The organism is Comamonas sp. HJ-2 (assembly GCF_053615495.1).
This window is the reverse complement of sequence record NZ_JBSIFD010000015.1, coordinates 81260-106001: the sequence shown is the minus strand read 5'-3', so window position 1 is coordinate 106001 and position 24742 is coordinate 81260. Positions and strand designations below refer to the sequence as shown.

At 61.2% G+C, this 24742-nt stretch carries 22 protein-coding genes and 1 tRNA gene; 14 read left to right on the top strand and 9 right to left on the bottom strand.

The window, feature by feature from the left end; all coding sequences use genetic code 11:
* Positions 1–10: 10 nt before the first annotated feature.
* Both coxB and ACWGXF_RS14105 read right to left on the bottom strand, forming a co-directional pair.
* Entirely contained in the window at positions 11–1585 is a 1575-nt protein-coding gene (coxB, locus tag ACWGXF_RS14110) for a cytochrome c oxidase subunit II (RefSeq protein WP_256628513.1), read from the bottom strand.
* A 580-nt stretch (positions 1586–2165) separates the two neighbouring features.
* Positions 2166–3074 carry a class I SAM-dependent methyltransferase gene (locus ACWGXF_RS14105; RefSeq protein WP_256628514.1) on the bottom strand — a complete coding sequence of 303 codons (909 nt, stop codon included), beginning with the start codon at positions 3072–3074 and terminating at the stop codon, positions 2166–2168.
* Between the two features lie 86 nt (positions 3075–3160).
* On the opposite strand from ACWGXF_RS14105, the gene ACWGXF_RS14100 reads away from it, so the two are divergent.
* From ACWGXF_RS14100 to ACWGXF_RS14090, 3 genes are all read left to right on the top strand, one after another.
* Positions 3161–3901, top strand: coding sequence for a ComF family protein (locus ACWGXF_RS14100; protein WP_452102052.1), 741 nt, complete (start codon positions 3161–3163; stop codon positions 3899–3901).
* Positions 3902–3971: 70 nt separating this feature from the next.
* Positions 3972–4466 (top strand): tRNA (uridine(34)/cytosine(34)/5-carboxymethylaminomethyluridine(34)-2'-O)-methyltransferase TrmL, encoded by a 495-nt coding sequence (gene trmL, locus ACWGXF_RS14095; protein WP_012839697.1) that lies wholly within the window; start codon positions 3972–3974, stop codon positions 4464–4466.
* An 87-nt stretch (positions 4467–4553) separates the two neighbouring features.
* A complete protein-coding gene (locus ACWGXF_RS14090) occupies positions 4554–4928 on the top strand; it encodes a DUF4148 domain-containing protein (protein WP_256628515.1) in 375 nt (124 codons plus the stop codon).
* Between the two features lie 103 nt (positions 4929–5031).
* Here ACWGXF_RS14090 and ACWGXF_RS14085 read toward each other — a convergent pair whose 3' ends face one another.
* Positions 5032–5496, bottom strand: coding sequence for a MaoC family dehydratase (locus tag ACWGXF_RS14085; protein ID WP_003071260.1), 465 nt, complete (start codon positions 5494–5496; stop codon positions 5032–5034).
* Between the two features lie 132 nt (positions 5497–5628).
* Positions 5629–6261: a LysE family transporter gene (locus ACWGXF_RS14080; protein ID WP_003071257.1), complete on the bottom strand. Its 633-nt coding sequence runs from the start codon at positions 6259–6261 to the stop codon at positions 5629–5631.
* A gap of 204 nt (positions 6262–6465) precedes the next feature.
* Between ACWGXF_RS14080 and kefC the strand changes: the two genes are divergently transcribed.
* Complete coding sequence (gene kefC / locus ACWGXF_RS14075; protein ID WP_452102051.1) at positions 6466–8358, top strand: glutathione-regulated potassium-efflux system protein KefC; 1893 nt, start codon at positions 6466–6468, stop codon at positions 8356–8358.
* A gap of 16 nt (positions 8359–8374) precedes the next feature.
* Complete coding sequence (locus ACWGXF_RS14070) at positions 8375–8827, top strand: DUF1841 family protein (protein WP_034353992.1); 453 nt, start codon at positions 8375–8377, stop codon at positions 8825–8827.
* A 155-nt stretch (positions 8828–8982) separates the two neighbouring features.
* On the opposite strand, the gene ACWGXF_RS14065 is transcribed toward ACWGXF_RS14070, so the two are convergent.
* Positions 8983–9645 (bottom strand): c-type cytochrome, encoded by a 663-nt coding sequence (locus tag ACWGXF_RS14065; protein WP_256628516.1) that lies wholly within the window; start codon positions 9643–9645, stop codon positions 8983–8985.
* 116 nt (positions 9646–9761) lie between these two features.
* On the opposite strand from ACWGXF_RS14065, the gene ACWGXF_RS14060 reads away from it, so the two are divergent.
* The 7 genes from ACWGXF_RS14060 to ACWGXF_RS14030 are packed head-to-tail and all read left to right on the top strand — an operon-like array spanning position 9762 to position 19159.
* Complete coding sequence (locus tag ACWGXF_RS14060) at positions 9762–10604, top strand: AAA family ATPase (protein WP_452102050.1); 843 nt, start codon at positions 9762–9764, stop codon at positions 10602–10604.
* A gap of 30 nt (positions 10605–10634) precedes the next feature.
* A complete protein-coding gene (locus ACWGXF_RS14055; RefSeq protein ID WP_452102049.1) occupies positions 10635–10856 on the top strand; it encodes a hypothetical protein in 222 nt (73 codons plus the stop codon).
* 11 nt (positions 10857–10867) lie between these two features.
* A complete protein-coding gene (locus ACWGXF_RS14050) occupies positions 10868–11470 on the top strand; it encodes a GNAT family N-acetyltransferase (protein ID WP_003071238.1) in 603 nt (200 codons plus the stop codon).
* An 18-nt stretch (positions 11471–11488) separates the two neighbouring features.
* The gene (locus ACWGXF_RS14045) at positions 11489–12676 is read left to right on the top strand and encodes a vWA domain-containing protein (protein WP_256628519.1); all 1188 of its coding nucleotides are present in this window, start codon (positions 11489–11491) and stop codon (positions 12674–12676) included.
* 4 nt (positions 12677–12680) lie between these two features.
* Entirely contained in the window at positions 12681–14588 is a 1908-nt protein-coding gene (locus ACWGXF_RS14040; RefSeq protein WP_452102048.1) for an autotransporter assembly complex protein TamA, read from the top strand.
* A 2-nt stretch (positions 14589–14590) separates the two neighbouring features.
* A complete protein-coding gene (locus ACWGXF_RS14035) occupies positions 14591–18826 on the top strand; it encodes a translocation/assembly module TamB domain-containing protein (protein WP_452102047.1) in 4236 nt (1411 codons plus the stop codon).
* Positions 18827–18883: 57 nt separating this feature from the next.
* Complete coding sequence (locus ACWGXF_RS14030; protein ID WP_256628521.1) at positions 18884–19159, top strand: hypothetical protein; 276 nt, start codon at positions 18884–18886, stop codon at positions 19157–19159.
* 45 nt (positions 19160–19204) lie between these two features.
* On the opposite strand, the gene ACWGXF_RS14025 is transcribed toward ACWGXF_RS14030, so the two are convergent.
* Positions 19205–19480, bottom strand: a complete 276-nt coding sequence (locus ACWGXF_RS14025) for a metal/formaldehyde-sensitive transcriptional repressor (protein WP_003071225.1) — start codon at positions 19478–19480, stop codon at positions 19205–19207.
* A gap of 71 nt (positions 19481–19551) precedes the next feature.
* Between ACWGXF_RS14025 and dmeF the strand changes: the two genes are divergently transcribed.
* Together dmeF and ACWGXF_RS14015 are read left to right on the top strand one after the other, a co-directional pair.
* Positions 19552–20505 (top strand): CDF family Co(II)/Ni(II) efflux transporter DmeF, encoded by a 954-nt coding sequence (gene dmeF / locus ACWGXF_RS14020; protein ID WP_452102046.1) that lies wholly within the window; start codon positions 19552–19554, stop codon positions 20503–20505.
* A 51-nt stretch (positions 20506–20556) separates the two neighbouring features.
* Positions 20557–20631 (top strand) — tRNA-Arg (locus ACWGXF_RS14015).
* 343 nt (positions 20632–20974) lie between these two features.
* Here the strand turns inward: ACWGXF_RS14015 and ACWGXF_RS14010 are convergent.
* The 3 genes from ACWGXF_RS14010 to ACWGXF_RS14000 all read right to left on the bottom strand — a co-directional run bounded on the left by ACWGXF_RS14010 (position 20975) and on the right by ACWGXF_RS14000 (position 24727).
* Positions 20975–21595 (bottom strand): YdeI/OmpD-associated family protein, encoded by a 621-nt coding sequence (locus tag ACWGXF_RS14010; protein WP_054075494.1) that lies wholly within the window; start codon positions 21593–21595, stop codon positions 20975–20977.
* Positions 21596–21747: 152 nt separating this feature from the next.
* Entirely contained in the window at positions 21748–23103 is a 1356-nt protein-coding gene (gene chrA, locus ACWGXF_RS14005) for a chromate efflux transporter (RefSeq protein ID WP_256628523.1), read from the bottom strand.
* A 340-nt stretch (positions 23104–23443) separates the two neighbouring features.
* Positions 23444–24727, bottom strand: a complete 1284-nt coding sequence (locus ACWGXF_RS14000) for a hypothetical protein (RefSeq protein WP_256628524.1) — start codon at positions 24725–24727, stop codon at positions 23444–23446.
* Positions 24728–24742: the final 15 nt, after the last annotated feature.

The window sequence follows — 24742 nt, the reverse complement described above, 5'->3', positions numbered from 1 at the left end:
TACCCGGGGCTTACTTCGCGGCCGTGATGTCAACACGGCGTGCCTGCTGGTCCGCGCCTGCCGCAGCCGTGATGGTCTCGGGCTTGCGCAGCTCGATGCGGTCTCCCGCAATACCGCTGTCCTCCAGCAGCTTGGCCACGGCCTTGGCTCGCTCCTTGGCCAGCTCCGCGTTCTTGTCGGCGTTGCCGGTGGAGTCCACAAAGCCCGACAGAGCAATCTTGCCGTCGTTGTGGGCACTCCAGTACTCGGCCGCCTTCTTCACCGCAGCCTGGGCCTTGTCGTCCAGCACGCTCTTGCCGGTCTCGAAAAAGACTTGATAAGGGCCGGCGTCGCTGGCGGCAGCGGCTGCACCTTGCGCAGGGGCAGCAGAGTCTGCCGCAGGAGCGGCGGGTGCAGCACTGCCTCCGCCTTCAGGGAATTTGCCGCCACGCGCTGCCACGAACTGGGCGGGCTGCACCAGTTGGCCGGTCTGGTTGCTCCAATGATTCTTGGCAAAGGTCACCACTGCGGCCAGTTCGGTGTCGCTCAGCTGCTTCCAGGCCGGCATGGCACCGTTGGCGCGACCTTCGAGCACGGCGTGCATCATGTCGGCCGTGGGGCCCAGGACCACGGGACTGCCGTCCAGCGGCTTGATGGGACCGGCTCCCTTGCCATTGGCCTGGTGGCAGGCAGCGCAGTTGGCGGCATAGACTTTTTCGCCACGTGCCACCAGATCGGCCAGCACCCAGACCTTGTTCGGATCATCGGCCTTGGCGGCCAGCTTCTTCTTCTCTCCGGCCACCCAGGCGGTGTAGGCTTCGGCAGACAGCACCTTCACATGAATGGGCATGTAGGCATGCTCCTTGCCGCACAACTCGGCACACTGGCCGTAGTAGTCGCCGGTCTTCTCGGCCTTGAACCAGGTATCGCGCACGAAGCCGGGAATCGCATCCTGCTTGATGCCAAAGGCCGGCACCATGAAGGAGTGGATCACATCGTTGGCCGTGGTGATGATGCGCACCTTCTTGCCCACGGGTACGACCAGCGGGTTGTCGACCCTGAGCAGATAGTCGTTGGGCGCATTGCTCACATCGCCGCTGTTGGACATCTGACGCTGGGCATTGTCCAGCGTGGAAACAAAGCCCAGGCCTTCGCCCTCGCCGCTCAGATAGTCATAACCCCATTTCCACTGATAGCCGGTGGCCTTGATCGTGAGGTCGGCATTGGTCGTGTCCTTCTGTGCCACCAGCACCTTGGTGGCGGGCAGCGCCATCAGAATCACGATGATGAAGGGAGCAACCGTCCAGGCCACCTCCACCTTGACCGATTCATGAAAGTTCGCAGCCTTGGCACCCTGGGATTTGCGGTGCTTCCAGATGGAGTAGAACATCACCCCGAACACCGCGATAAAGATCACCGTGCAGATGATGAGCATCATCCAGTGCAGCCAGTGCTGCTCCACGGCAATGCGTGTCACAGGCGGATGCAGATTGAGCTGGTTGACGGCAGGGCCTCCCGGCAGATCCTGCGCCGCATAGGCCATGGAACTACCCCACGCCGCCAAGGCCAAACTCCAGGGAACCAGCTTGGTGGAAATGTTTTTCATCGTTTTCACTTACCTCTAAGCCTCAGTTGTCCACTCGCTCACACCGCTTCGTGCCGCTGCCGGCCAGAAGGCTGTGACACTCACACTACCTCGCGAACTTCAACGCAGCATGCCCCAGAATTTGATAGCACTGTCTGCGCGCATTCACTAATGCATGTACCGGAAACCCATGCCAATCGACCTTGCGTAGGCAGGCCTGACCGGACTTGAAACTCGTACTGGCAAGCGCATCTCACGGCAAGTGTCGGAGATGGCTGAAACTGGCCTGGCAGCCAAGACAGAAGGGAAGAAGATGGGACGTCCCTGCACCGCGACAACCGCCGGGCACAAGGATGCGTCAGCGCAGCAAAAAGCTGGCTTGTGGTGATGATGAAATGCAAAAACCGGCCGCTGTCGAACCCGCTGGCCAGTCCCCTTGGCAAAGCGAAACACCCGATATCTCCCCTGGCGGCTTGGGCCGCACTGTCTGGTTTCCTTCAGGCAGGAGAGAAGCCCGAAGGATTGCTGCTATCCATGAAATAACTAGGGGAAATTGTAGGCAGCTTTGTGTCGAATCAATGACCGGAAAACGACAGATGTGCTATCGCAAACCCGTGTTGCGGGGCTGCTTGAGCATGGCCTTCATGTCTTCCAGCGACACGGCGCTGTTGGCTTCCAGACGCAGTTTGGGCTGCGGTTTGTAGGCGTGGCCATAAACGATCTCGAAGGTCAACGAGAGCTGTCCATCGGGCTGCTTGTCGGCCCAGCGCTCCGCCATTTTCTGCAGCAGCCCGGCCTTCCAGTCACGGCCACGCAGACCGGCAAAACGCCCGGGGTGCAGATTGCGGCCCAGTTCGCGCAGTTCCTGCAACAGACGCTGCGGCGTGGCAAAGGTCAGAGTGATGCGCTCCATGTCCATCACCGGCTCGGCAAAGCCGGAATGCACCAGCATGTCGCCCCAGTCATGCATATCGGTAAACGTATGACCTGCCGGCCCCCAGCCGAGTTCGGCGTAGAGCCGATGCAGCTGCTGCACCGTATCCGGCCCGAGGCAGGAGAACATGACATAGCCGTCGACCTTGAGTGCCTTGTGCCAGCGCTCGATCAGGGTCTGCGGATCGGCTGCCGTATGCAGCAGCATATTGGCCCAGAGCATGTCCATGCTGGCATCTGCGGGCGCCCCCATCTGCACGGCAGCCCCCTTCCAGCGCGAAAGCTGCCACCAGCGGCTGCCGAGCTTGTCCTGGGCCACGGCCTCGCGGCGGGCTACGGGTTCATAGATCGTGCATTCGGCCTGCGGATAGCGCTCGCGCAGCAGTTGGTGAGCCTGCATGCCGCCGCGAACCGGCTCCCAGTGACACCATTGCTCAGGCGGCTTCACGATCCAGTCCAGGCGCTGTTGCATGCGACTGGCCACCTCTTCGTGCAACCAGGGGGATTCGGCCGGAGCGGCCATTTGCCAATGGTTTGCAGCTGCAGAATCAATTGTTGGAGGCAGGACGTGGGACATGGGCGGACAGAAGCAGGCAGAGAGTCGAGCGAGCCGCTCACCAACTGCCGGAGTGAAGATCAATGCGGCGCGAGTATATTGATTCCATGCCCGACCTTCATGCGACATGGCTTTCACACCTGCGCCGCCAGCAGCAGCGTTGGCTGGATGCCTTGCCCAGCCAATGCGCAATCTGTGGACGCTGGCCGGGGCCGCGTATCTGCCGCGACTGCCATGCACGCTGGGCCCAGCACAAGCACCGCTGCCACAGCTGTGCCCTGCCGCTGCCGGCTCTGGTCAGCCTCTGCGGCAACTGCCTCAAGCAACCACCCCGACTCAAGCGCTGCACCGCCGCGCTGGACTATGCCTACCCATGGCAAAACCTCATCACACGCTACAAATTTCAGGCCGACCTGGGGTTGGTGCGCAGTCTGGGCAGGCTGATGGCCGGTCACCCCGAAGTCAGGGAGCAGTTACGGGCCTGCGATGCCTTGCTGCCCATGCCGGCCTCCGCACAGCGCGTGCGCGAGCGCGGCTTTGACCACAGCCTGCTGCTGGCACGCTCCCTCTCTGAGCAATACGACAGGCCTTTGCCCTTGCTGAGCGAGGCTGTGCAACGCCAACATCTGGAGCTGCCCCAACATGCCTCCAGCCGGGAACAAAGACTGCGCCAGCTGCGCGGCATTTTCAGCCTCGCCCCGGCTCGACAGGCTCTGGTGAAAGGGCGGGAGATTTTGCTGCTCGACGACGTGATGACCACCGGTGCCACGCTGGATGCACTGGCAGGCTGCCTGCTGTCGGCCGGCGCGGCATCGGTCAGAGCCGTCGTGCTGGCACGCACGCCTTGACCCATATTCGCCAGTCTGGAACTGCGAAGGCAGCAGCGTGGGTCAAAGCCGGGCTGCACAATAGCGCCCCATGTTTCATATCGTTCTTGTGGCGCCCGAGATCCCTCCCAACACGGGCAATGTCATCCGTCTGGCCGCCAATACGGGTTGCAGCCTGCATCTGATCGAGCCGCTGGGCTTTTCCATGGAAGACCGGCATATGCGCCGCGCCGGACTGGACTATCACGAGTACGCCAATGTAGCCCGCCACGCCAGTTGGGACGCCTTCCTCGAAACCTGCCAGCCGCAGCGCGAGCGCATGTTCGCCATGACCACACATAGCAGCAGCCCGGCGCATGCCATGGAATTCAAAGCTGGCGACTGGCTGGTCTTTGGCTCTGAAAGCAAGGGCCTGCCACCCGAGGTGCGCGCCCAGTTCCCCAACGAGCAGCGACTGCGCCTGCCCATGCTGGCATCTCAGCGCAGCCTGAACCTATCCAATGCCGTGGCCGTGACGGTGTTTGAAGCCTGGCGTCAGCAGGGCTTCGCGGGTGCTGCCCTTGCAGAGCCCAAGACGGCTCTTTAAGTTCCCGCTTATTGTCTCTATTTTCGGAACAATAAGTTGCGCAACAAGGGATTTTTCTCGCAATTAGATCGTCCTAAAGTACGACTCATGGACTTGCAGCCGACCGACGATATCCGCCAGGACTGCAGGCCCGATGTACCCAAAGGACGAATCATGAAATACGCCAACCGCCTCGCCATCGTTGCCACCCTGGCCATGTCCGCCGCCGCTGCACAGGCCGCAGGCTTTGACTTCACCGGCGATCACTACCCTCCCGAAGTTGCATCACAGTCCACCCTGACCCGTGCCCAGGTCAAGGCCCAGGTGCAGGACGCCATGGCCAGGGGTCAGCTGCAGCCCGTTGGCGATGCCTATCTGCCTCTGCCCCAGCAACAGCAATCCAGCAACCTCAGCCGTGAGCAGGTGCGCCAGGAAACCATTGCCGCTGGCAAGGCCGGTTTGCTGGATAACTATGGCGAATGACGACTTCTGCGCAGCACCCTGCTGTGCAAGGTGCTGCTCAATAACAAAGCCCCAAGGCCGATGCCAAGGGGCTTTTTTCATGGCTTGAAAATTACGCCGCGAATCAGGCCGCAGCACCAAAGCTGCGCGCCAGCGACTCGGCCACGCACACAGGCTTGTCGCTGCCCTCGCGCTCCACCGTCACCAGCCAGGTCATCTGGATGCCGGCCGGCTCGATGCGCTCCGCCGCCTGCAATGTCATGCGGGCCCGCAAGCGGCTGTTGACGGGCACCGGGGCCATGAAGCGCACACGGTTGAGCCCGTAGTTCACTCCCATCTTGGCGCCTTCGATCTTGAAAGTGCCTTCGAAAAACTGAGGCAGCAGGGACAGCGTGAGAAAGCCATGGGCAATCGGCGCGCCGAACGGCCCCTGGGCTGCGCGCTCGGGATCGGTATGAATCCATTGCTGATCGCCCGTGGCATCGGCAAACATTTGAATCTGGGCCTGTGTGATGGTGATCCAGTCGCTGACGGCGACTTCCTGCCCAATCGAGGCCAGCACTTCGGAGTAGGAGCGAAAGGTTTTCATGCCCCCAATGTAGAAGCCCCCTGCCCTGCGCCATGTCTGACGCGGGACAAGGGGCTTACCCTAGATTATTCGATCAAATATGCCGCTGGCTCAATCTATTCATACGCTTGCAGCTATGTTTTTCAAAGCAGATCAGGCTTCACCGGAGCGCTGCACAAAGAACAGCCCCGTGCCCACCGCCATCAGCAGGCCGCCGAACACGCGGTTCTGGTTGCGCATGGCGCGTGCGCTGCGCATCAGGCCGCGCAAGGCGCTGGCGCCTGCGGCATAGCTGTGCATCACCGTGGTATCCACGGCCAGCATGGTCACAGCCAGAATCGCCAGTTGAGGGGCCAGAGGACGGCTGGTGGTCATGAACTGGGGCAGCACGGCCACCATGAAGATGATGCCCTTGGGATTGGTGGCATTGGTCAGAAAGCCCGTCAGTACGCGCTTTTTGAGACTGGCCTCGGGCACGGCCTCTTGCGTTGCCAGCGGCGAGCCACCGGAGCGCCACTGGCTGATGCCCAGATAGATGAGATAGCCGGCGCCCACAATCTTGACGGCATTGAAGGCCCATTCGGATGCCATGAGCAGCGAGCCCACGCCGGCCCCGGCTATCAGCAAGATGAGCAGCAACCCGAGCTGCAGACCCATGATGGTGGCGCTGGTCTTGCGCACGCCGTAGGACAGACCATGACTCATGGACAGCACGGCCCCCGAGCCCGGCGAGACCGCAATGATCCAGGAGGCCACAAAAAAAGCAAACCAGGTGTGCAGATCCATACTCACTCCAAACGCCGATCTAAAGCGCCAGTCACAAAGCGCCTATCTTAAAAGTTGCGCGGTCAACTTGCAGACGCATGGTTGACCAGGCGCTATAAGCAGCAGGTAACCATTCGTCCCATTTTTCTTTCTGTCAAAAATCTGACGCCTGACTGCGGGTGCCAAAATGGAATCTCTCTAGGGTTAACACCACATAACATTCCCATGGAACACGGCTCTCCCATCTGGCTGACTTACGGCTTCATCTATCTTACTGCGGCAGTTCTAGCCGTCCCCATCGCCAGAGCCCTGGGCCTGGGAGCCATCATCGGCTACCTGGGCGCCGGCATTGCCATGGGCCCCTGGGGTTTTGGTCTGGTGCGCAATGTGGACGACATCCTGCACTTTGCCGAATTTGGCGTGGTGCTGATGCTGTTCGTGATCGGACTTGAGCTGCAGCCCAAGCGCCTCTGGGAGCTGCGGCGACCGATCTTCGGCTGGGGCATGGCGCAAATGGCGGTCTGCACCGGCATTCTGTTTCTGGCCGCATGGGCCTTTGGCCTGTCCTGGCGCGTCAGCCTGATTGCGGGCATGGGCCTAGCCCTGTCGTCCACCGCTGTCTGCCTGCAGATCATGGCCGAGCGCAATCTGATGCGTACTCCCAGCGGACAGGCCGCTTTCTCCATCCTGTTGTTCCAGGACGTGGCGGCCATCCCCATCCTGGCACTGATTCCGATTCTCGGCGCTTACAAGGCCGCTCATGCCAGCCACGGTGACAGCCATGTCTGGCTGGCCATTCTCAACACCGTGGGCACGATTGGCGCCGTCATCATCGGAGGCCGATTGCTGCTGCAACCGCTGCTGCGCTGGATTGCGCGCAGCAAGACCCCCGAGATCTTCACCGCCACTTCCTTGTTGTTGGTCGTAGGCATTGCCATGCTGATGACACAGGTGGGCCTGTCCATGGCGCTGGGCGCCTTCCTTGCCGGCGTGCTGCTGGCCGACAGCGAATACCGCAGCGAGCTGGAAACCAATATCGAGCCGTTCAAAGGGCTGCTGCTGGGCCTGTTCTTCATGGCCGTGGGCATGAGCATTGACTTTGGCGTCATCCTCCAGTCTCCCTGGGCCATGGCCGCCATGGTGACGGGCTTTATTGCACTGAAGGCAGTGATGATCTTCGGCTTGGCCAAATTCATGCAGATTCCCTGGCGCGAACGCCCGGTGTTCACGCTGATGCTGGCGCAAGGCGGGGAATTCGCCTTTGTGGTGTTCCAGACAGCCGCGCAGTACAAGGTGTTTCGCCACAGCGTCTCGTCCATGCTGGTCGCAGCGGTGGCTCTGTCCATGCTGCTGGGCCCGCTGCTGCTGGTGCTGCTGGACAAACTGCTGCTGCGCCGCTTTTCCACCATCAAGGATGAGGAATGCGGCTCCGACAAGGCCAAAGAGATCTCCGAGCCTCAGGACTCGCCCATCATCATTGCCGGCTTCGGCCGCTACGGCCAGATCGTGGCTCGCGTGTTGCTGGCCCAGGGCATACGCCCGACCATCCTGGACCATAGCGTGGAAATGCTGGAGGCCGCGCAGATCTATGGCCACCGGGTGTTTTACGGCGATGCCACTCGCATGGATCTGCTGCGCATTGCAGGCGCAGCCAAGGCTCATGTGCTGGTGATTGCCGTCGACACTCCCGAGCAGTCCCTCAAGATAGCCAGCCAGGTACGCAAGCATTTCCCCAACCTGGAGATCGTGGCCCGCACCCGGGATCTCAATCACTGGTTCCAACTGCGCGACCTGGGTGTGGAGCATGCCCAGCGTGAAGTGTTCGAGTCCAGCCTGATCTCGGCCCAGTCGGTGCTGGAGCTGTTAGGTCAGAGTCCGGCCGAGGCCAAACGCATCACGGCACGCTTCAGGGAGCACAATCTGGCACTGGCCGAGCGCATGTACCCGCATTACAAGGACAAGAACCAGCTGATTGCGGTGGCCAAGCAGGGCCGCCAGCAACTGGTGGAGCAAATGGCCAAGGAACGTGCCGATCTCCTGGCTGGCAACGCCGAGGCAGCGGATACGCCCCAGGCCAGCGAGCAAGACCACAGTCCGGCTGATGCCCGACAGCCGTGATACGCTGCGCGCCATCATGTTCAACCCCAGTCAAGCCGACGTACGGCGATTTTTTTGCGGTGTGCGCGCCAAGATGATCAGCGGCGCGCCCATGGAGGCCATCGAGACACTGGCCAGCCTGTGGATAGACGAGCACCCCGAGTATTTCGATGAGCTCTCCGACATGGATGCCGCCGTGGCGCGCAACTATGACTCAGAGCCCGAGCGCACCAACCCGTTTCTTCATCTGTCCATGCATCTGTCCATCAGCGAGCAGTGCAGCGTGGACTCGCCACGCGGCATCCGCCAGGCGGTTGAGTTGCTGGCCAAGAAGCGTGATCTGCATGACGCCCATCACGCCGCCATGGAATGCCTGGGCCAGATGCTCTGGGAAAGCCAGCGCTCGGGACGCCCGCCCGATGGCGAAGCCTATGTCGCCGGAGTGCAGCGTCTGGCCACCACCGACGGCAGTTTTAAAAGTACCCCCTGATGCGCTGCGCAGCCTCCGGTGGGAGATGACACACTCGCGGCAGGATGGCTCCAGCTCTGCCCCCCAAGCCCTGGGGACCGGCCCCCTGAGTTGCATCCCGTTGAGAAAAAGCAAAAGCCCGTCTGCACGGGCTTTTGCTTTTTCTGAAACAAGGTCTATTTCTGGCCCAGGCGGAAGTGCGGCTGCGCCACCACCTGCATCTCGCTGTCCAGGCTACCGATGTACTTGGCGAGCTGCTGCAGCTCGTCGTTCTTGAACTGCTTGGCAATGCCGGCCATCACGCCATTGCTGCGCCCGATGAGCGGATTGCCATCGGTTTTGTATGACTGCAAGGCGCGGAAAACATAGTCCGAATACTGCCCCGCCACCTTGGGATAGGACGGGTCAATCGGCTTTGAAAAGCCTTCACCGTGACAGGAGAAGCAGGCGCCTTTTTGCAGCAGCGCCGTGACAGCAGGGTTCGCCTCCTTGGCCTTGCCGTCCTTGGCCTTGCCATGACCTGCATAGAAGGCCGCCACATCGGCCATGTCCTGTTCGCTCAGCGAGTCGGCAATGCCACGCATGGTGGGGTGTTTGCGTTCGCCTTTCTTGTAGGCGTTCAGGGCCGAGACGATATAGGCTTCGTTCTGCCCACCGATCATGGGCACCTTATATACCTCAGGGAAGCTGGCCTGATAACCGGTGATGCCATGACAGCCTATGCACATGGCGATCTTGCCTGAGCCAGCCTTTGCATCGCCCTTGACAGCCTGGGCGTTTGCCACGCCGGTCACTGATGCGACAACTACTGCCAATACCGTGGTCCAAGTTTTTATCATTTTGCGCGCACAATCCTTCAAGAGTTCAGACGGGTGCTCAAATGCCTTGCTGCAGTGCAAACGATTATGGCAGTGAGAATTTCGCACGCTTATCAATACTTACGCTGATACCGCCCATGAAGTTTCAAGGTTCCGACAAATACGTGGCCACGCAAGATCTGATGCTGGCCGTCAACGCTGCCACTACCCTGCAGCGCCCTCTGCTCATCAAGGGCGAGCCCGGCACGGGCAAGACCATGCTGGCCGAGGAGGTCGCGCAGGCGCTGGACATGCCGCTGCTGCAGTGGCACATCAAGTCCGCCACCAAGGCCCAACAAGGCCTGTATGAGTACGACGCCGTGAGCCGCCTGCGCGATTCGCAACTGGGTGACGAGCGCGTCAAGGACATTCACAACTACATCGTCAAGGGCGTGCTCTGGCAGGCTTTCACGGCGGAGCGCCCCGTGGCGCTGCTGATCGACGAGATCGACAAGGCCGACATCGAGTTCCCCAACGACTTGCTCCGCGAAATCGATCGCATGGAGTTCTATTGCTACGAGACCCACGAGATGATCCGCGCCAAGCACCGCCCGCTGGTGTTCATCACCTCGAACAACGAAAAGGAACTGCCCGACGCGTTCTTGCGCCGCTGCTTCTTCCACTACATCAAGTTCCCCGATGCCGACACCATGCGCCAGATCGTGAACGTGCATTTTCCCAAGCTGCAGGGTGAGTTGCTGAATGCCGCCATGAAGGTCTTCTACGATGTGCGCAATCTGCCCGGCCTCAAGAAAAAGCCTTCGACCAGCGAGCTGATCGACTGGCTCAAGCTGCTGGTCGCCGAGGAAATTCCTGCATCGGCCCTGCAATCCGAGGAAGGCAAGGTCAGCGTACCGCCCCTGGTTGGCGCGCTGCTCAAGAACGAACAGGATATGAGCCTGTTTGAAAAGCTGGTCTTCATGAATCAGCGCAACCGCTAACCGTCCTTAAGAGCCGAGGAGACACAGCCCATGAGCACCGCACAACAACTGCTGCTGGAAGGCGGCTCCGACGCCATCGGCTTTGTGGGCGGCACCCTGCTGGGCTGGGGCCTGTCCCATGTGCTGGGCCTTGACCTGTTTGCCCAGGGCTATGGTGCGGGCAGCATTGCCGCCATTGCCATGGTGGGGCTGAGCGGAGGCCTGGGGCTCAAGCTGGCCCGACTCTGGCGCAGCAAGCGCAATCCACTTTGAGTGAGCAAGCCATGACTTTTGTAGAACCTGTGACCTTGCGCGACCGCGGTGTGCGGCTGGAGCCGCTGGATCTGAGCCATGAGCCTGGACTGGCGGCGGCCGCTGCCGATGGAGAGCTGTGGAAGATTCGAGTGACTTCCGTGCCCGAGCCTGGCGAGGTGCGCAGCTATATCGAGGCCGCGCTGCTGGGCCGCGACCAGGGCCACCGCTTTGCGTTCGCCGTGCTCGACGATGCCAGCGGCAAGGTGCTGGGCACGACCAGTTATCACGACATCGTGCCGGCCATTCGCCGTGTGGAGATTGGCTACACCTGGTATGCCAAAAGCGTGCAGCGCACCCATGTCAACACTTCAGCCAAGCTGCTGCTGCTGGCCCATGCCTTCGGTACGCTGGGCTGCCATGTGGTGGGCTGGCGCACGGACAACTTCAACTTCGCCAGCCAGCGCGCCATCGAGCGCCTAGGTGCCAAGAAAGATGGCGTGATTCGCGGCCATGCGCTGCGCCGCGACGGCACGATTCGCGACACCGTGATGTACAGCATGCGCAGCGGCGAATGGCCTGAAGCCCGTGCACAACTGCTCTATCTTCTGGAGCAGCATGCACCCGCTACATAAGCGCTGGAGACATTTTTCATGCTGATCGACTTCTTCTACACCCTGCGTGCCGCCAAACTGCCTGTGTCGGTCAAGGAGTTTCTGGCCCTGCTGGAAGCACTGGACGCGGGCATCATCGGCCCCAAGAGCGAGGATCGCTGGAGCCTGGACGATTTCTATCACCTGGGCCGAACCATTCTGGTCAAGGACGAGAAGCACTACGACAAGTACGACCGCGCTTTTTCCGCCTATTTCAAGGGTGTGGAGATGCTGGCCGACTTGACCAAGGAAATTCCGCAGGACTGGTTGCAAAAGCTTCTGGAGCGCGAGCTCAGCCCCGAGGACAAGGCCAAGATCGAAGCCATGGGCTGGGACGAGCTGATGGAGACGCTCAAGAAGCGCCTGGAGGAGCAAAAGGAGCGCCACGAAGGCGGCAGCAAATGGATAGGGACGGGCGGCACAAGTCCCTTCGGTCATGGCGGCTACAACCCGGCAGGCATACGCATTGGCGGGCCGGGCCGCAACAAGAGCGCCGTCAAGGTCTGGGAGCAGCGAGCCTACCGCGACTATGACGATACCCAGGAGCTGGGCACGCGCAATATCAAGGTCGCGCTGCGCCGCCTGCGCAAGTTTGCGCGCCAGGGCAGCGAACTGGAACTGGATCTGCCGGACACCATCCGCTCCACGGCGGCCAATGCGGGCTATCTCGACATCAAGATGGTTCCCGAGCGGCATAACAATGTGAAAGTGCTGCTGCTCATGGACGTGGGCGGCACCATGGACGAGCATATCCAGCGCGTGGAGGAGCTGTTCTCCGCCGTGAAGAGCGAGCTCAAGCATCTGGAGTTCTATTACTTCCACAACTGTGTCTACGACTTCATGTGGAAGAACAACCGCCGCCGCTTTGCCGAGAAATTCCCGACCTGGGACATCATTCGCAAGTACAACAAGGACTACAAGCTGATCTTTGTCGGCGACGCGACCATGAGCCCCTATGAAATCCTGCAGCCCGGCGGCTCGGTCGAGTACATGAACGAGGAACCCGGTGCCGAGTGGCTGCAGCGCCTGACGAACGCCTTCCCGCACTTTGCCTGGATCAACCCCGAACCTCAGGGCGTATGGCAGTACCGCCAGAGCATCAGCATCATCCAGCAGTTGATGGGGGACCGCATGTACCCTTTGTCGCTCAAAGGCTTGGAAGACGCCATGCGCATGCTGTCAAAATAGGGGCATGCCCCAGACCTTGCCCTTGAAAAAGCCGGCCTTGAGGCCGGCTTTGCTTTTGGGAGCCGCCTTGCTCCTCAGCGGCTGCAGCCTGCTTTCCCCCAAAGACAAAGAAGCCGAAGCCATGGGCATCGACACCAGTGGTCCCCCCGCCTTCACGCTGGAAGTCGATGCCCCAAAACAAGTCCGTGCGCTGCTGGAGCAGCATCTTGAACTCAAGCGTTTTCGCCACCAGCCCGATCTGCAGCGCCGCGAGCTGACGCGCCTGCTGGGCGCGACCGATGCCAACGTACGCGAGCTGATAGGCACCTTGGGCTATTTCAGCCCCACGGTAACCGTGGAGCTGACCGATACCCCCGAGGAAGAAGCACCGCGCAAAGTGGTGGTCAAGGTCGATCCGGGCCCGCCCACCATCATTGAAAAATCCGAGGTGCGCTTTACCGGCGTCAATGCCAGCGACGAGCTGGGAACCTCGCAGCGCCTGCAGATCGAGGAAACCTGGCCGCTGCAGTCTGGCGAGCAATTCTCGCAATCGGCCTGGAGCAGCGCCAAGAGCGGTGGTCTCAAGGAGCTGCAAAAGCGCCGTTATCCGCTGGCCCGCATAGATACCAGTCTCGCCGATGTGGACGCCGACACCAACAAGGCCCAGGTCAGCGTGAGTTACGACCCCGGCCCGGCCTATACATTCGGTCCGCTGCAGATCGATGGTGCCGAGCGCTACGACCCGGTGCGCACGGCCCGTATTGCGCGCCTTCCGGAAGGAAGGGAATATGACTTGCAAAGCATGCTAGATGCGCAGCAGCGCCTGGTCAGCAGCGGCTATTACGACTCGGTATTTCTTTCGCTGGCCGATTCGCCACAACAGGCCGCTACCGAAGCTGAGCGCGACGAGCAGCGCAAGAATCAGGGTGCAGCCATCACCTCGCCCGTGATTGCCAAGGTGCGCGAGGCCAAGCTGCAGAAATGGGTGTTCGGTGTGGGTCTGAGCACGGACACCGGACCCCGTCTGTCCATCGATCACACTTACAACAAGGTTCCTGGTCTGAACTGGCGCGCCGTCAGCAAGCTGCAGCTGGACAGGAAGAACCCGCTGATTTCCACTCAGTTGGTCGGCCTTCCTGGTGAAGACCTCTGGCGCTGGTTTGCCAGCGGCAAGCTAGAGCGTGCACCTGCTGGCGACTTCTACACCAACAGTGCGCAGATGCGCTTTGGCCGCTCCAAGGCAGAAGACCACATAGAGCGCAATTTGTACCTGCAGTACGACTATGCCAAGACCCAGGGAGCAGGTGCTCCGCCCGGCGCCTCCTCGCTGCTGGCCAACTATGGCTGGACGGCCCGCTATTTCGACAACAACCTACTGCCTACCTCGGGCTTCGGTCTGGCCCTGGAAGCCGGGGCCGGCACCACGCTGACACCGCAGCGTTCGCCGTTCGGGCGCCTCACGGGCCGCTGGCTCAGCCTGATCCCGCTGGGCGAGCGCGATGAGGAAACCAGGCGCCACAGCCGTCTGCAGATCAAGGCCGGAGTCGGCGCCGTCATGGCCAAGAAAGATGTGGATCTGCCCACCACCATCATGTTTCTGACCGGCGGTGACAACACGGTGCGCGGCTATGGCTATCAGTCGATTGGCGCACGCACCGACAACGGCCGCGTGATTGCCGGCCGCTATCTGGCCATGGGCAGCGTGGAATGGCAGCGGCCCATCACCATCAAGGGCAACACCCAGGACTTCGAACACGCCGTCTTCATCGATGCAGGTACGGTCGGCGACGATATCAACCGGCTCTACACCCGCGTCGGTTTTGGCACCGGCATACGCTGGAAAAGCCCAGTCGGTCCGATTCAAGCAGATCTCGCCTGGGGCGCTCAGGAGCAGCAACTGCGCCTGCACCTGCGCCTGGGCTTCACGTTTTAAGCATGGCAGAACAAGACACAACCCCTACCGCCAAGGCCTCCTCCTCAGCCCCCAGACGCCGCCGCTGGCTGCGCGCACTGGGCTGGACTATTGCAGCGGCCCTGCTCGCACTGGCGCTGGCACTTGGCAGCCTGCTGTGGTGGATTGGCAGGGACGACTCGCTCAACCAGACGCTGCAGCGCGTGGCGGGCTGGCTGCCCGCAGACCAGAGCCTGGTGGCCAAGGAGGTCACGGGCAGCGTCAAGAACGGCGGCCGTATCGGCTGGCTGCAATGGCAAAGCCCGACCATGAAGGTCGAGGTCAGGGAAGCTCAGATCGGCTGGCAGTTCAGGCCTTTGCTGTTGTCCCGTACGCTCAAGCTGGGCGAAGTCCATATCGCAGAGTTGCGCATTGCCAGCACCCCCGACCCCGACCAACCCGCCAGCGAACCACTGCAGTCGCTGACCCTGCCGGTGAAGATAGAGCTGCCCTTCAGGATCGATCAGATCATCTGGCAAGGCCCGCCTGAAGCCGTGGTTCAGGACCTCCGCGGTCGCTATGAATACACGGGTACAGACCATGAACTCAAGGTCAGCAGCCTGCGCTTTGCCCAGGGTGCCTACCAGGCCCAGCTGAAGCTGCAGGGCGCGGCCCCCATGGCCTTGCAAGCAGAAGCAACAGGCGATGTGCAAGTGCCCAATCCGCTGGACAAAAGCGCTGACGCCCTCAACACCATAGCCGTGCAGGCCAAGGTGACGGCCGAAGGCACGCTGGCCACCGAAGCGGCCAGGCTGGCAATCAAGGCCAATGCCAGCGCTGAAGCATCGACCCCTGGCCCGGGAACTCAAGACCCGCAGGCTACCGAGCCGAAGCGGGAGAAGAGCGGGAGGCCGTCCGAAGCAGCAACGGCAGAGGTGGGCACCATGCAGGCGGATGTGGAGGCCAGCATCATGCCCTGGCGCAGCCAGCCGCTGCTGGCAGCCAAGGCCAGACTCCACAATCTCGATGTCTCGGCCTTCTGGCCTCAAGGGCCACGCACCCTGTTGACCGGCCAATTGCAGGCTGGCCCCGACGAAACGGTAGCTCCAGCTACGAACCTGGAGGCTCAGCCCTGGAACCTGAACACCCGTTTCAGCAACGCGCTGCCCGGCCCCTGGGACCGGCAGCGCCTGCCCTTGGCCGAGCTGACAGCCCGAATCGATTTCGATGGCCAGCAATGGCAGGTGGATGACTCCCGTATCCAGATCGGCAAGGGCCATATCGCACTCGGCGGTCAGTTCACTCCGAGCACCCGGTTGTTCGAAGGCCTGGCCACGGTGGAACAGCTCAACCCGGCCGATCTCTACAGCACGCTGGAAGCCTCGCCCTTGCAGGGCCGGATCAGTGCCAAGGCCGTGCAGGCCGATGTCGACAGCAGCGATCCAGCAGCCAGCAAGATAGTGTTTGACGCCAATCTGCAGGCGGCAGGCGGCAAGCGCGACAGCCCGGCGCTGCGCATTCAGACCCTGGCTGCCAGCGGCCAGTGGCAGGCTCCGCTGCTGCAGTTGGAAAAGCTGCAGCTGCAAGCCCTGCAGGCCAGCGTCGATGCCAGGTCCGTGGAGTTCAATACCGAAACCCAGCAGGCCAAGGCCAGGCTCAAGGCCGCTGCTCCCGGTGCGCAACTGAGCATCGAAGGGCAGATGGGCCCCGCCAGCGGCGCTGTCCAAAGCCAGCTGCAGCTCGGCTCCATGAGCACGCTCACGCAATGGCTGCGCAAGCTGCCGGGCGTCAAGGACCCACTGAGCGGTGCGCAGCTTGATGGCAGCGCAGATTTGCAACTGGCCCTGAAGGGCGGTTGGGAAAACCTGCTCAAGCGCCTGAGTGCCGCCCATGGCGCGGCCATTCCCGCCAGTGGCTTGCAGATTCAGGCCAAGCTGCGCGCCGAGAAAATTCGCTATCTGCCTGCCGGCACCGCAGCCGAGCAGAGCGCCATCCTGCCTGCGCTGGCATTGAGCATTGACGGCAGCCCCGAAAATGCCAGGATCGGCCTGACCGCGCAGGCCCAGCAGGCTGGCAAGAGCATACAGATCGACACTACTTTGCAGGCCGGCCTTACAGGCGGCAAGGCCATGGCACCGCTGGACTGGCAGGCCAGTCTGGACAAGCTGCAGGCCCAGTTCACACCCGACAAGAACAAGCCCGGCCCCTGGGTCGTGCAGCTTCAGCCCGGTGCCCCCGTGCAGATCCAACAGCGCACCAGCGGCAGCACGGTGCTGAGCACCGCCTATCAGTTCAGCGCCGGCAAGCTGCAGATCACGCCTCCCAAACTGAGCCTCAGGCGTACCAGCAGCGAGCCACTGCCTCCCGCCCAGCTGACATGGGAGGCGAGTTCCGTCACCCGTGCCGGCAGCGGCCAATGGGGTGTGCGCAGCGCAGGGCAGGCCCTTGGAATTCCGCTGGCCTGGGTCGATGCCTTCAGCCTGGGCGATGACGATCCGCCACTGGAAGCCGCTGGGATTTCCGGCGACTTGAGCTTCAACGCGCGCTGGAACCTGGACACTCTGGGCAAGGATCTCAAGGCCGATCTCACGGTCGAGCGCGCCGCAGGCGATCTGCGGCTGGCGGTGGACGATGGCTCCAGCACCACCGTCATCCAGACTACCGGCCCCACCGCCACACGCGCCGGCGGCACGCGCACGCGCCAGATCGGCGGCGCAGGCATGCGCTCGCGCATCAAGGACATGCGCCTCAACGTGCAGGCCCAGGGCAGCCAGGTCAACGCCAAACTGCTTTGGGACAGCGAGCGCGCAGGCAAGCTCAACGCCGACCTGCGCACCCAGCTCAGCTACCAGCAAGACGGCTGGACGCTACCCGCCACAGCGCCTCTGTCCGGTCAGCTGCACGCCAATATGCCAGATATGGGGCTGTGGTCCTTGTTTGCGCCACCGGGCTGGCGCGTTCAGGGCAGCTTGGCGGCGGATGCCAGCATCCGCGGCACCTTGCAGGACCCCAAGTGGCAGGGCGATATCAAGGCCGATGGGCTCAACATCGTGTCCTTGCTCGATGGCGTGGACCTGCGCGACGGCATTCTGCGCGCCAAGCTGCAAGGCACCAGACTGGACATCACCGAACTGCGCCTCAAGGGCGGCAAGGGCAGCCAGGCGCGCATTTTGGGCTATAGCGGCAATCTGACCCGAGCTCCTGAAGACGGTGGCCAGCTTACCGGCTCGGGCTATGCCCAGTTCACACCACCGGGTACGGGGGCCGAATCGGGCCTGAGCATGAATCTGCAGGCCAAGGCCAGCAAGCTGCAAGTCCTGGTGCGTGCCGACCGTCAGGTCAGCGTCTCCGGCGATCTGCAGGCCCGGCTGGAGCAAGGCCAGTTCACGCTGCGCGGCGACCTGACGGTCGACAGAGCCTCCATCATCCTGCCCGAGGAATCCGCGCCATCGCTGGACAAGAATGTGGTGGTGCGCTCGGCGGCATCGCGCAAGGCCGAAGAGGAGGAGCGCCGGCGTAGCGAACAACAGGCCCGCAAGGAACAGGCCCGCGCCACGCCGCGCAAGGTGCCAGACATTCTCGTCAAGCTCGACATGGGACGTGACTTTGCGCTGCAAGGCTTTGGCATAACCACGCGACTGCTGGGTCAGCTTGAAGTGCGAGGCGCCAGCTACATCGGCGGCCCGCCCAGCGTGACCGGAGAAATCCGTACCGAGCAAGGCCGCTACCGCGCCTGGGGACAGTCGCTGAATGTGGAAACCGGGCTGATCCGCTTCAATGGCCCCTACAACAACCCCTCGCTGGACATACTGGCGCTGCGCCCAAATATTGCCGTCAAGGCCGGTGTGCAGGTGCTGGGCACGGCCAGTGCGCCACGCGTGCTGCTGCACTCGGACCCTGCCCTGCCCGACGCGGAAAAGCTCTCCTGGGTAGTCATGGGCCGCGACCCTGCCTCCGGCGGGGCCAGCAGCGCCCTGCTTCAGCAGGCCGCCATGGCCTTGCTGGCTGGCGGCAACAGTTCCAGCGGCAAGATTGCGGGCAGCCTGGGGCTCGATGAAGTCGGTTTCAAGGGAGGCGGGGACGGTACGGATGCAGCAGGCGCTGCGCTGACCATGGGCAAGCGCATCTCGGACAAGCTCTACCTGACCTACGAGCAGAGCCTGTCGGGAGCCATGGGCATCATCTATATCTTCTACGACCTGTCGCGCAGCGTCACCTTGCGCGCCCAGACCGGCATGACCAGCGCCATGGATATCGTCTATACCGTTCGCAAGGACTAAGCATGAGAACTGCCTTCATCCCCTTTCTGTCATGCGATAGAAGCCATCAATTCTGCTATGCCACGCAACCGCACTGCGCTTGAGCAAGCCGCGGGCAAGCTGATACTCCGCATCCAGCAGGAATGGATGCTGGAGCTGGGCGAGCCCGCGGCCGCAGACAGCGAGCAGGTCATGAACCGCGCTCATGACCTGCTGCAGGCCGCATCGGCCCGCCGGCCCGGCCTCGGGCTGCAGCAGCAGTCGATCGAAGAATTTCTGGGCAGGCAATGGCTGCACGGCCATCCTGGCGTGCAGCCATTCGTCAATGATCTGACGGCGCTGGTGCAGTCCTGATCCACCGCTTCATCCATGCAGGCCGCCCACGCCTGCAGCCCGGCCCTATTTGACGTAGGAACGCAGCACCTTCACGACCAGCTCCAGGTCCTGTTCACGCTGCTCGGCCGTCGCAGCCTCGGCGCCCAGATGCTCGCGCACATGGCCTTCTAACAACTCCAGCATCAAGCCGTTGACTGCCCCGCGCACAGCCGCCAGTTGCTGCAGCACCACGGCACATTCCTGCCCCTCTTCCAGAGCCCGCTCCAGTGCCTGCGTCTGCCCCTTGATGCGGCGAATGCGCGCGAGCAACGGTTTTTGATTCGAAACGGTATGCGACATATGCAGGAATTGTAGTCCTCCTGCCGGCATGGAAAATATACTGGGGTAGAGTATATGAAAACAAACCAACCATGACCTCATACACCGCCTCCACCCTTACCCGGCAACACTCCCACAACTTTGACCAAGGCAATCCGCTGGGCGAAAAAAACGCCAAGCTGGCCATGCTGCTGACGCTGGCCATGATGGTGCTGGAAATCACCGCCGGCTATTACTTCAATTCCATGGCCCTGCTGGCAGACGGCTGGCATATGAGTTCACATGCGCTGGCGTTGGGCCTGTCCGTCAGCGCCTATGCCGCTGCGCGCAAGCTGGCCAATGACAGACGTTTCAGCTTCGGTACCTGGAAGATAGAAATCCTGGCGGGCTACACCAGCGCCATCTGCCTGCTGCTGGTTGCCGGCCTGATGGCTTTTGAATCCATACAACGCCTGCTCTCGCCTGCCGCCATTCACTATCAGCAAGCCATAGGCGTGGCAACTCTTGGCCTGCTGGTCAACCTGGTCTGTGCCTGGCTGCTCAAGGACGGACACCACCATCACCACGGCCATGAGTCCCACCACGATCATCACCATGGACACGACCATGCGCATGGCGACCTGAACCTGCGCTCCGCCTATCTGCACGTAATTGCAGACGCAGCCACATCAGTCATGGCCATCGCAGCGTTGCTGGGCGGCATGCTCCTGGGCTTTGCCTGGCTGGATTCGGTCATGGGCCTGGCCGGCTCCGTGATGGTGGCAATGTGGGCCTTGGGCTTGCTGCGCGATAGCAGCCGCGTGTTGCTCGATGCCGAAATGGATGCCCCCGTCGTGCAAGAGGTACGTGATGCCATCGCGCAAGGTCCGCAACCCGTCACCATCACAGACCTGCATGTCTGGCGCGTGGGCAAGAACCACCATGCCTGCATCATCGCAGTCGATGGCGCTGCCACGGTCACACCCGACTACATCCGCCAGTTGCTGTCGGTACACGAAGAACTCACCCACGTCTCTGTCGAAGTCAACAGTACAGAGCTGACATAAATAAGTCGGTTGGAATCCGCAGGCTGGCAACACGGGTAGAATTCAGCGTCCCTCCCCGTAGTTCAATGGATAGAACGGTCGCCTCCTAAGCGACAGATACAGGTTCGATTCCTGTCGGGGGGACCAAATTCAAGGCCGCGAAGGTGCATAACCTTCCGGCCTTTTTCTTTTTCCCCTCTGCAGGCCTCAATTTGAAGTGCGCCGAAGTCCACAGGAATGTGCCGCAATAAGAGGACTTCTGGGGGCACATTTGAGGGTACATTTTTAGAAATTGGGGTGCATTTCAGATGCCCCCAGTTTTGCCCTCTGGCTTCGTCCCCCTCGTCACCCAACCCTTGCCCTCGTCGGCGTGAATATCGACCAGCCCTTCTCTGGCGCTGGCATATGAGTCATGCTTTTCGCCGCAGGCAACCAGACAGCAACAGGTACGCGGGCCGCTCAATGCAAAATGCCCATGCGTACTTCGCAATCAAGCCTTGGCACTCGGCTTGAAGAGATGGATGGTTTCGCCGCGGGCAAGCATCTCCACCAACTGAGCGATGCGTCTGGCGCGCGTCTCGGCCCTCGCAGCTGTCTGGATACGCCACAGTATCGCGTAGCGATTGGAGGCATTGATACTTGCAAAGAAGGTCTTGGCCGCCGGCTCGGCCTCCAGTGCAGCCTGCAAATCCTCGGGCACCGTGGACGTACGCGCACCGTCGTAGGCCCGCGCCCAGCGCCCGTCAGCCTTGGCCGCCTCTATCTGAGCCTGACCCGGGGCCTGCATGCGGCCCGCTTCAATGAGTGCCTGTACCTTGTTGACATTGATTCTCGACCAGACACTTCGCGCGCGCCTCGGCGTGAAGCGCTGAAGATAGTGTTGATCGTCAAGACTTTTCTTCTGTCCATCGATCCAGCCCCAACACAGCGCAATCTCCACCGCTTCGGGGTAGGTGACACTGGGCTCGTTGGAGCCTCGCTTGGCGATCTTGAGCCAGAGGCCTTCAGAAGTAGCGTGATTCTTCTTCAGCCAGGCCTCGAAGGCGTTGGCGCTCTTGAACAGGGTTGGTGCAAGTTCAAGCGGGATGATGGATTTGACAGTAGGCATCATCTGGACCTATGCGGCATTAACATCAGCGCGATTCGTGGCATAGAGGCAGGAACCTGGTTGATGGTGGGGTAAGACAAGTTTAACCAGAGCTCCCAACTTATGGCAGTCGCAAAATGCCCCATGACTCGCCCCCAGACCAGGGGCTTGAGCGATCACCACAACTGCGCAAGCAATCCTGTCAGCCCTGCCGCCACAATGACGTAGATGACATTGATCTTGAAGCGGAGCAACGCGATGCCTGCTGCCAGACCAATGGCAATCGACGGCCACTCTATGTGTCCTGCGAAGCCGTGGGGCCAAACTACATGGTAGGCAAAGAAGACCGCCAGATTCAGGATGACACCCACGACCGCAGCGGTGATTCCGACCAATGGCGCAGTGAATTTCAGATTGCCGTGGGTGGACTCGATAAAGGGACCACCCAGGAAAATGAAAAAGAACGACGGCAGAAAAGTGAAGAAGGTCACGATCACTGCAGCGACGACTCCAGCGAGCAGCAGCGAATCCACACCGAAGATCGCTTTTGTCCAGCCGCCCACAAAAGCCACAAAGGACACCACCATGATGAGAGGGCCCGGAGTGGTCTCCCCCAAAGCGAGGCCATCGATCATTTGTGTTGCAGTCAACCAATGGAAGTTCTCCACCGCGCCTTGGTAAACATAGGGAAGCACCGCATATGCGCCACCAAAAGTCATCAGCGCAGCCTTGGTGAAGAACCATCCCATTTGTACCAGCGGCGATTCCAGACCAAACGCCGTGGCGAGCACGCCCATTGCGATGCCCCACAGCGTCAGGCAGACCAGCGACACCCTCCAGAATCCTCGCCAGGAAAATTGTGCATGCGGCGGAGTTGGAGTGTCGTCATCGATCAATGCGGCCCCGACTGGCTGACGCGCATTGCTTTTTTCATGGCTGGAGCCACCAAAGGCCTCGGGTCGCAATTTGCCACCGATGAAACCGATGGCTGCAGCCGCAATGACGATGAGCGGAAACGGAACATTGAGCGCGAAAATGGCGACAAACGCAGCAGCCGCAATGCCCCAATGCCAGCTGCTCTTGAGCGACCTGGAGCCCACTCGGTAGGCTGCCTGTGCCACAAGCGCCGTCACAGCGGGCTTGATGCCATAGAAAATGCCCGCAATGACCGGCATGTCCCCGTGGGCCATATACAGCCAGGCCAGAGCCATGATGATGAACAGCGATGGCAGGACAAAAAGAAGCCCTGCCAAAATGCCACCCCATGTCCGGTGCAGCAGCCATCCCAGATACGTTGCAAGCTGTTGAGCCTCGGGCCCCGGCAGCAACATGCAGTAGTTAAGGGCATGGAGAAATCGCTTCTCGGAAATCCATCGACGGCGGTCTACAAGCTCCTCATGCATGAGTGCAATCTGACCTGCGGGACCGCCAAAGCTGATGAATCCAAGCTTCAACCAGAAGCGCAGCGCTTCTGAAAGCGAAAGAGAGGCTGGCGCAACCGGGTCGGTAGGCCTGGGTAAAGCGGTGTCCATAAAAACTCCATAGAGAATATCCAGCTCTTGGACGGGACACCGTCTACCCTTGCGGGACGGGAGGCTGCTTTCCCGATGCAGGAATTCTAGCCCAGTCGCCTGAGCTCTCATGCACGCCGAAGACAAAGTCTGCAGCTACCGAGAGCAGCGCCAGCACATGGAGCAGAGCCGTACTTGCTGTGCGCCACAAGGACAGGCATCTCAGCCCTCAACGCCCAGAGCTCCTTCGCGGCAGCTCACTCGCGCAGACGAAGGCATCGAGCTCCGGAATTTTCCCTCTTGAAGCACACCGCAGCTCGGATCACCAGAACCATCATCACCGATAGCGCTGCTTTCAATATCAGGCCGCCTCCACGATCGACGAGACATCCAGCACATACATCTGGCGCTGGCTCTCATGCACCGAGTCAATACACACCTGCTTGCCATCACGACTCCAACGTGGATGCAGGTCACAGCGGTTTTCCTTGCTCAGCTCCGGAGTGGCATAGAAACTGCCCAGATTGCGACGCTCGCCGGTCTGCATGTCGAAAAGGAACAGAAAGCGCTCGTGTGTCCTGTCGTCGGGATAGGTGTCACTCAGCATCCAGCGGGTACTGACCGGCGAGAACGTCATATGGCCGTTTTCCACCAGTACATCGCGACCAATCACTTTCACCTCGCCTCCTTCAACATCGTGATAGAGGTGGTAGTGAATCTCGCCGGCATGTGGCCCCCAGACAATGATGTGCTCGTTGTCCTGCCACAAGGGATGAGAGATCTGGTATTGCGACTTTTCATAGTCAAACGTGCCTGCGGCACTGGGGTCGAAGTCGTCAGCCAGCTGCGGCAGCGGATGATCGGAGCACTCCAGCAAGCGCATGTCCGAACCGTCCGGGTTCATGGTGATCAGGCGATGCAGAAAGCAGGTCTCATCCTTCACACGTTCTGTCCATCGATGCAAAAACAGGATGCGCGAAGAAGCCGGGTTGATCTCGATATGGCTGACCCAGTGGATGGCCTTGTCCATCGACGACACATGATGGAATGCCTTGAGTTGCTCATAGCTGACCAGCAACCGGGAATCACCTGTCGCCAGCTCCATGCACCAGATGCCGTCATCTGCGGGCGCCAGAGGCAATTCAAAAGGCTGGCCCGGCTCGCTGTAACCAATGGTCTCGTGCGTGATGTACAGGCGCCGGTAGTTGACCGACAGCGCCCAGGCACTGCTGGGTGCAACCACATACACGGGCATGGGCAGAACTCGGCGCTCTTGCGTATCCACATCCACCACTACGGCGCCAAAGCCCGGGTAACGGGCTGACATATCGCCCGTGCGATCGTTATAGATCAGCTTGCGGCCCGGTGCGCCGTCTAGCCACTGCAGCTGGCTGCCCATCTGGAAGTTCCAGGCACCGGTCTCGCCCACTGCGTGAAAGCGGTCACCGTCCTGAGTGTCGAAATAGCCAATCGTGGCCTTGACCTCTGGCGTCAGGTAAATGTCCATCCAGGGCGTTTGCTGGGTTGCCAGCAGGCGATTGCCTTTGTCCCAGTTGGACTTGTTGTAGTAGCCGAAGAAGTGATGAAGGCTGCCGTCACCCACGCGTCGGCAGGGAGCAAAAGAAGAATGAGAAGAGGTCGTCATTGGATATCAAGCAGT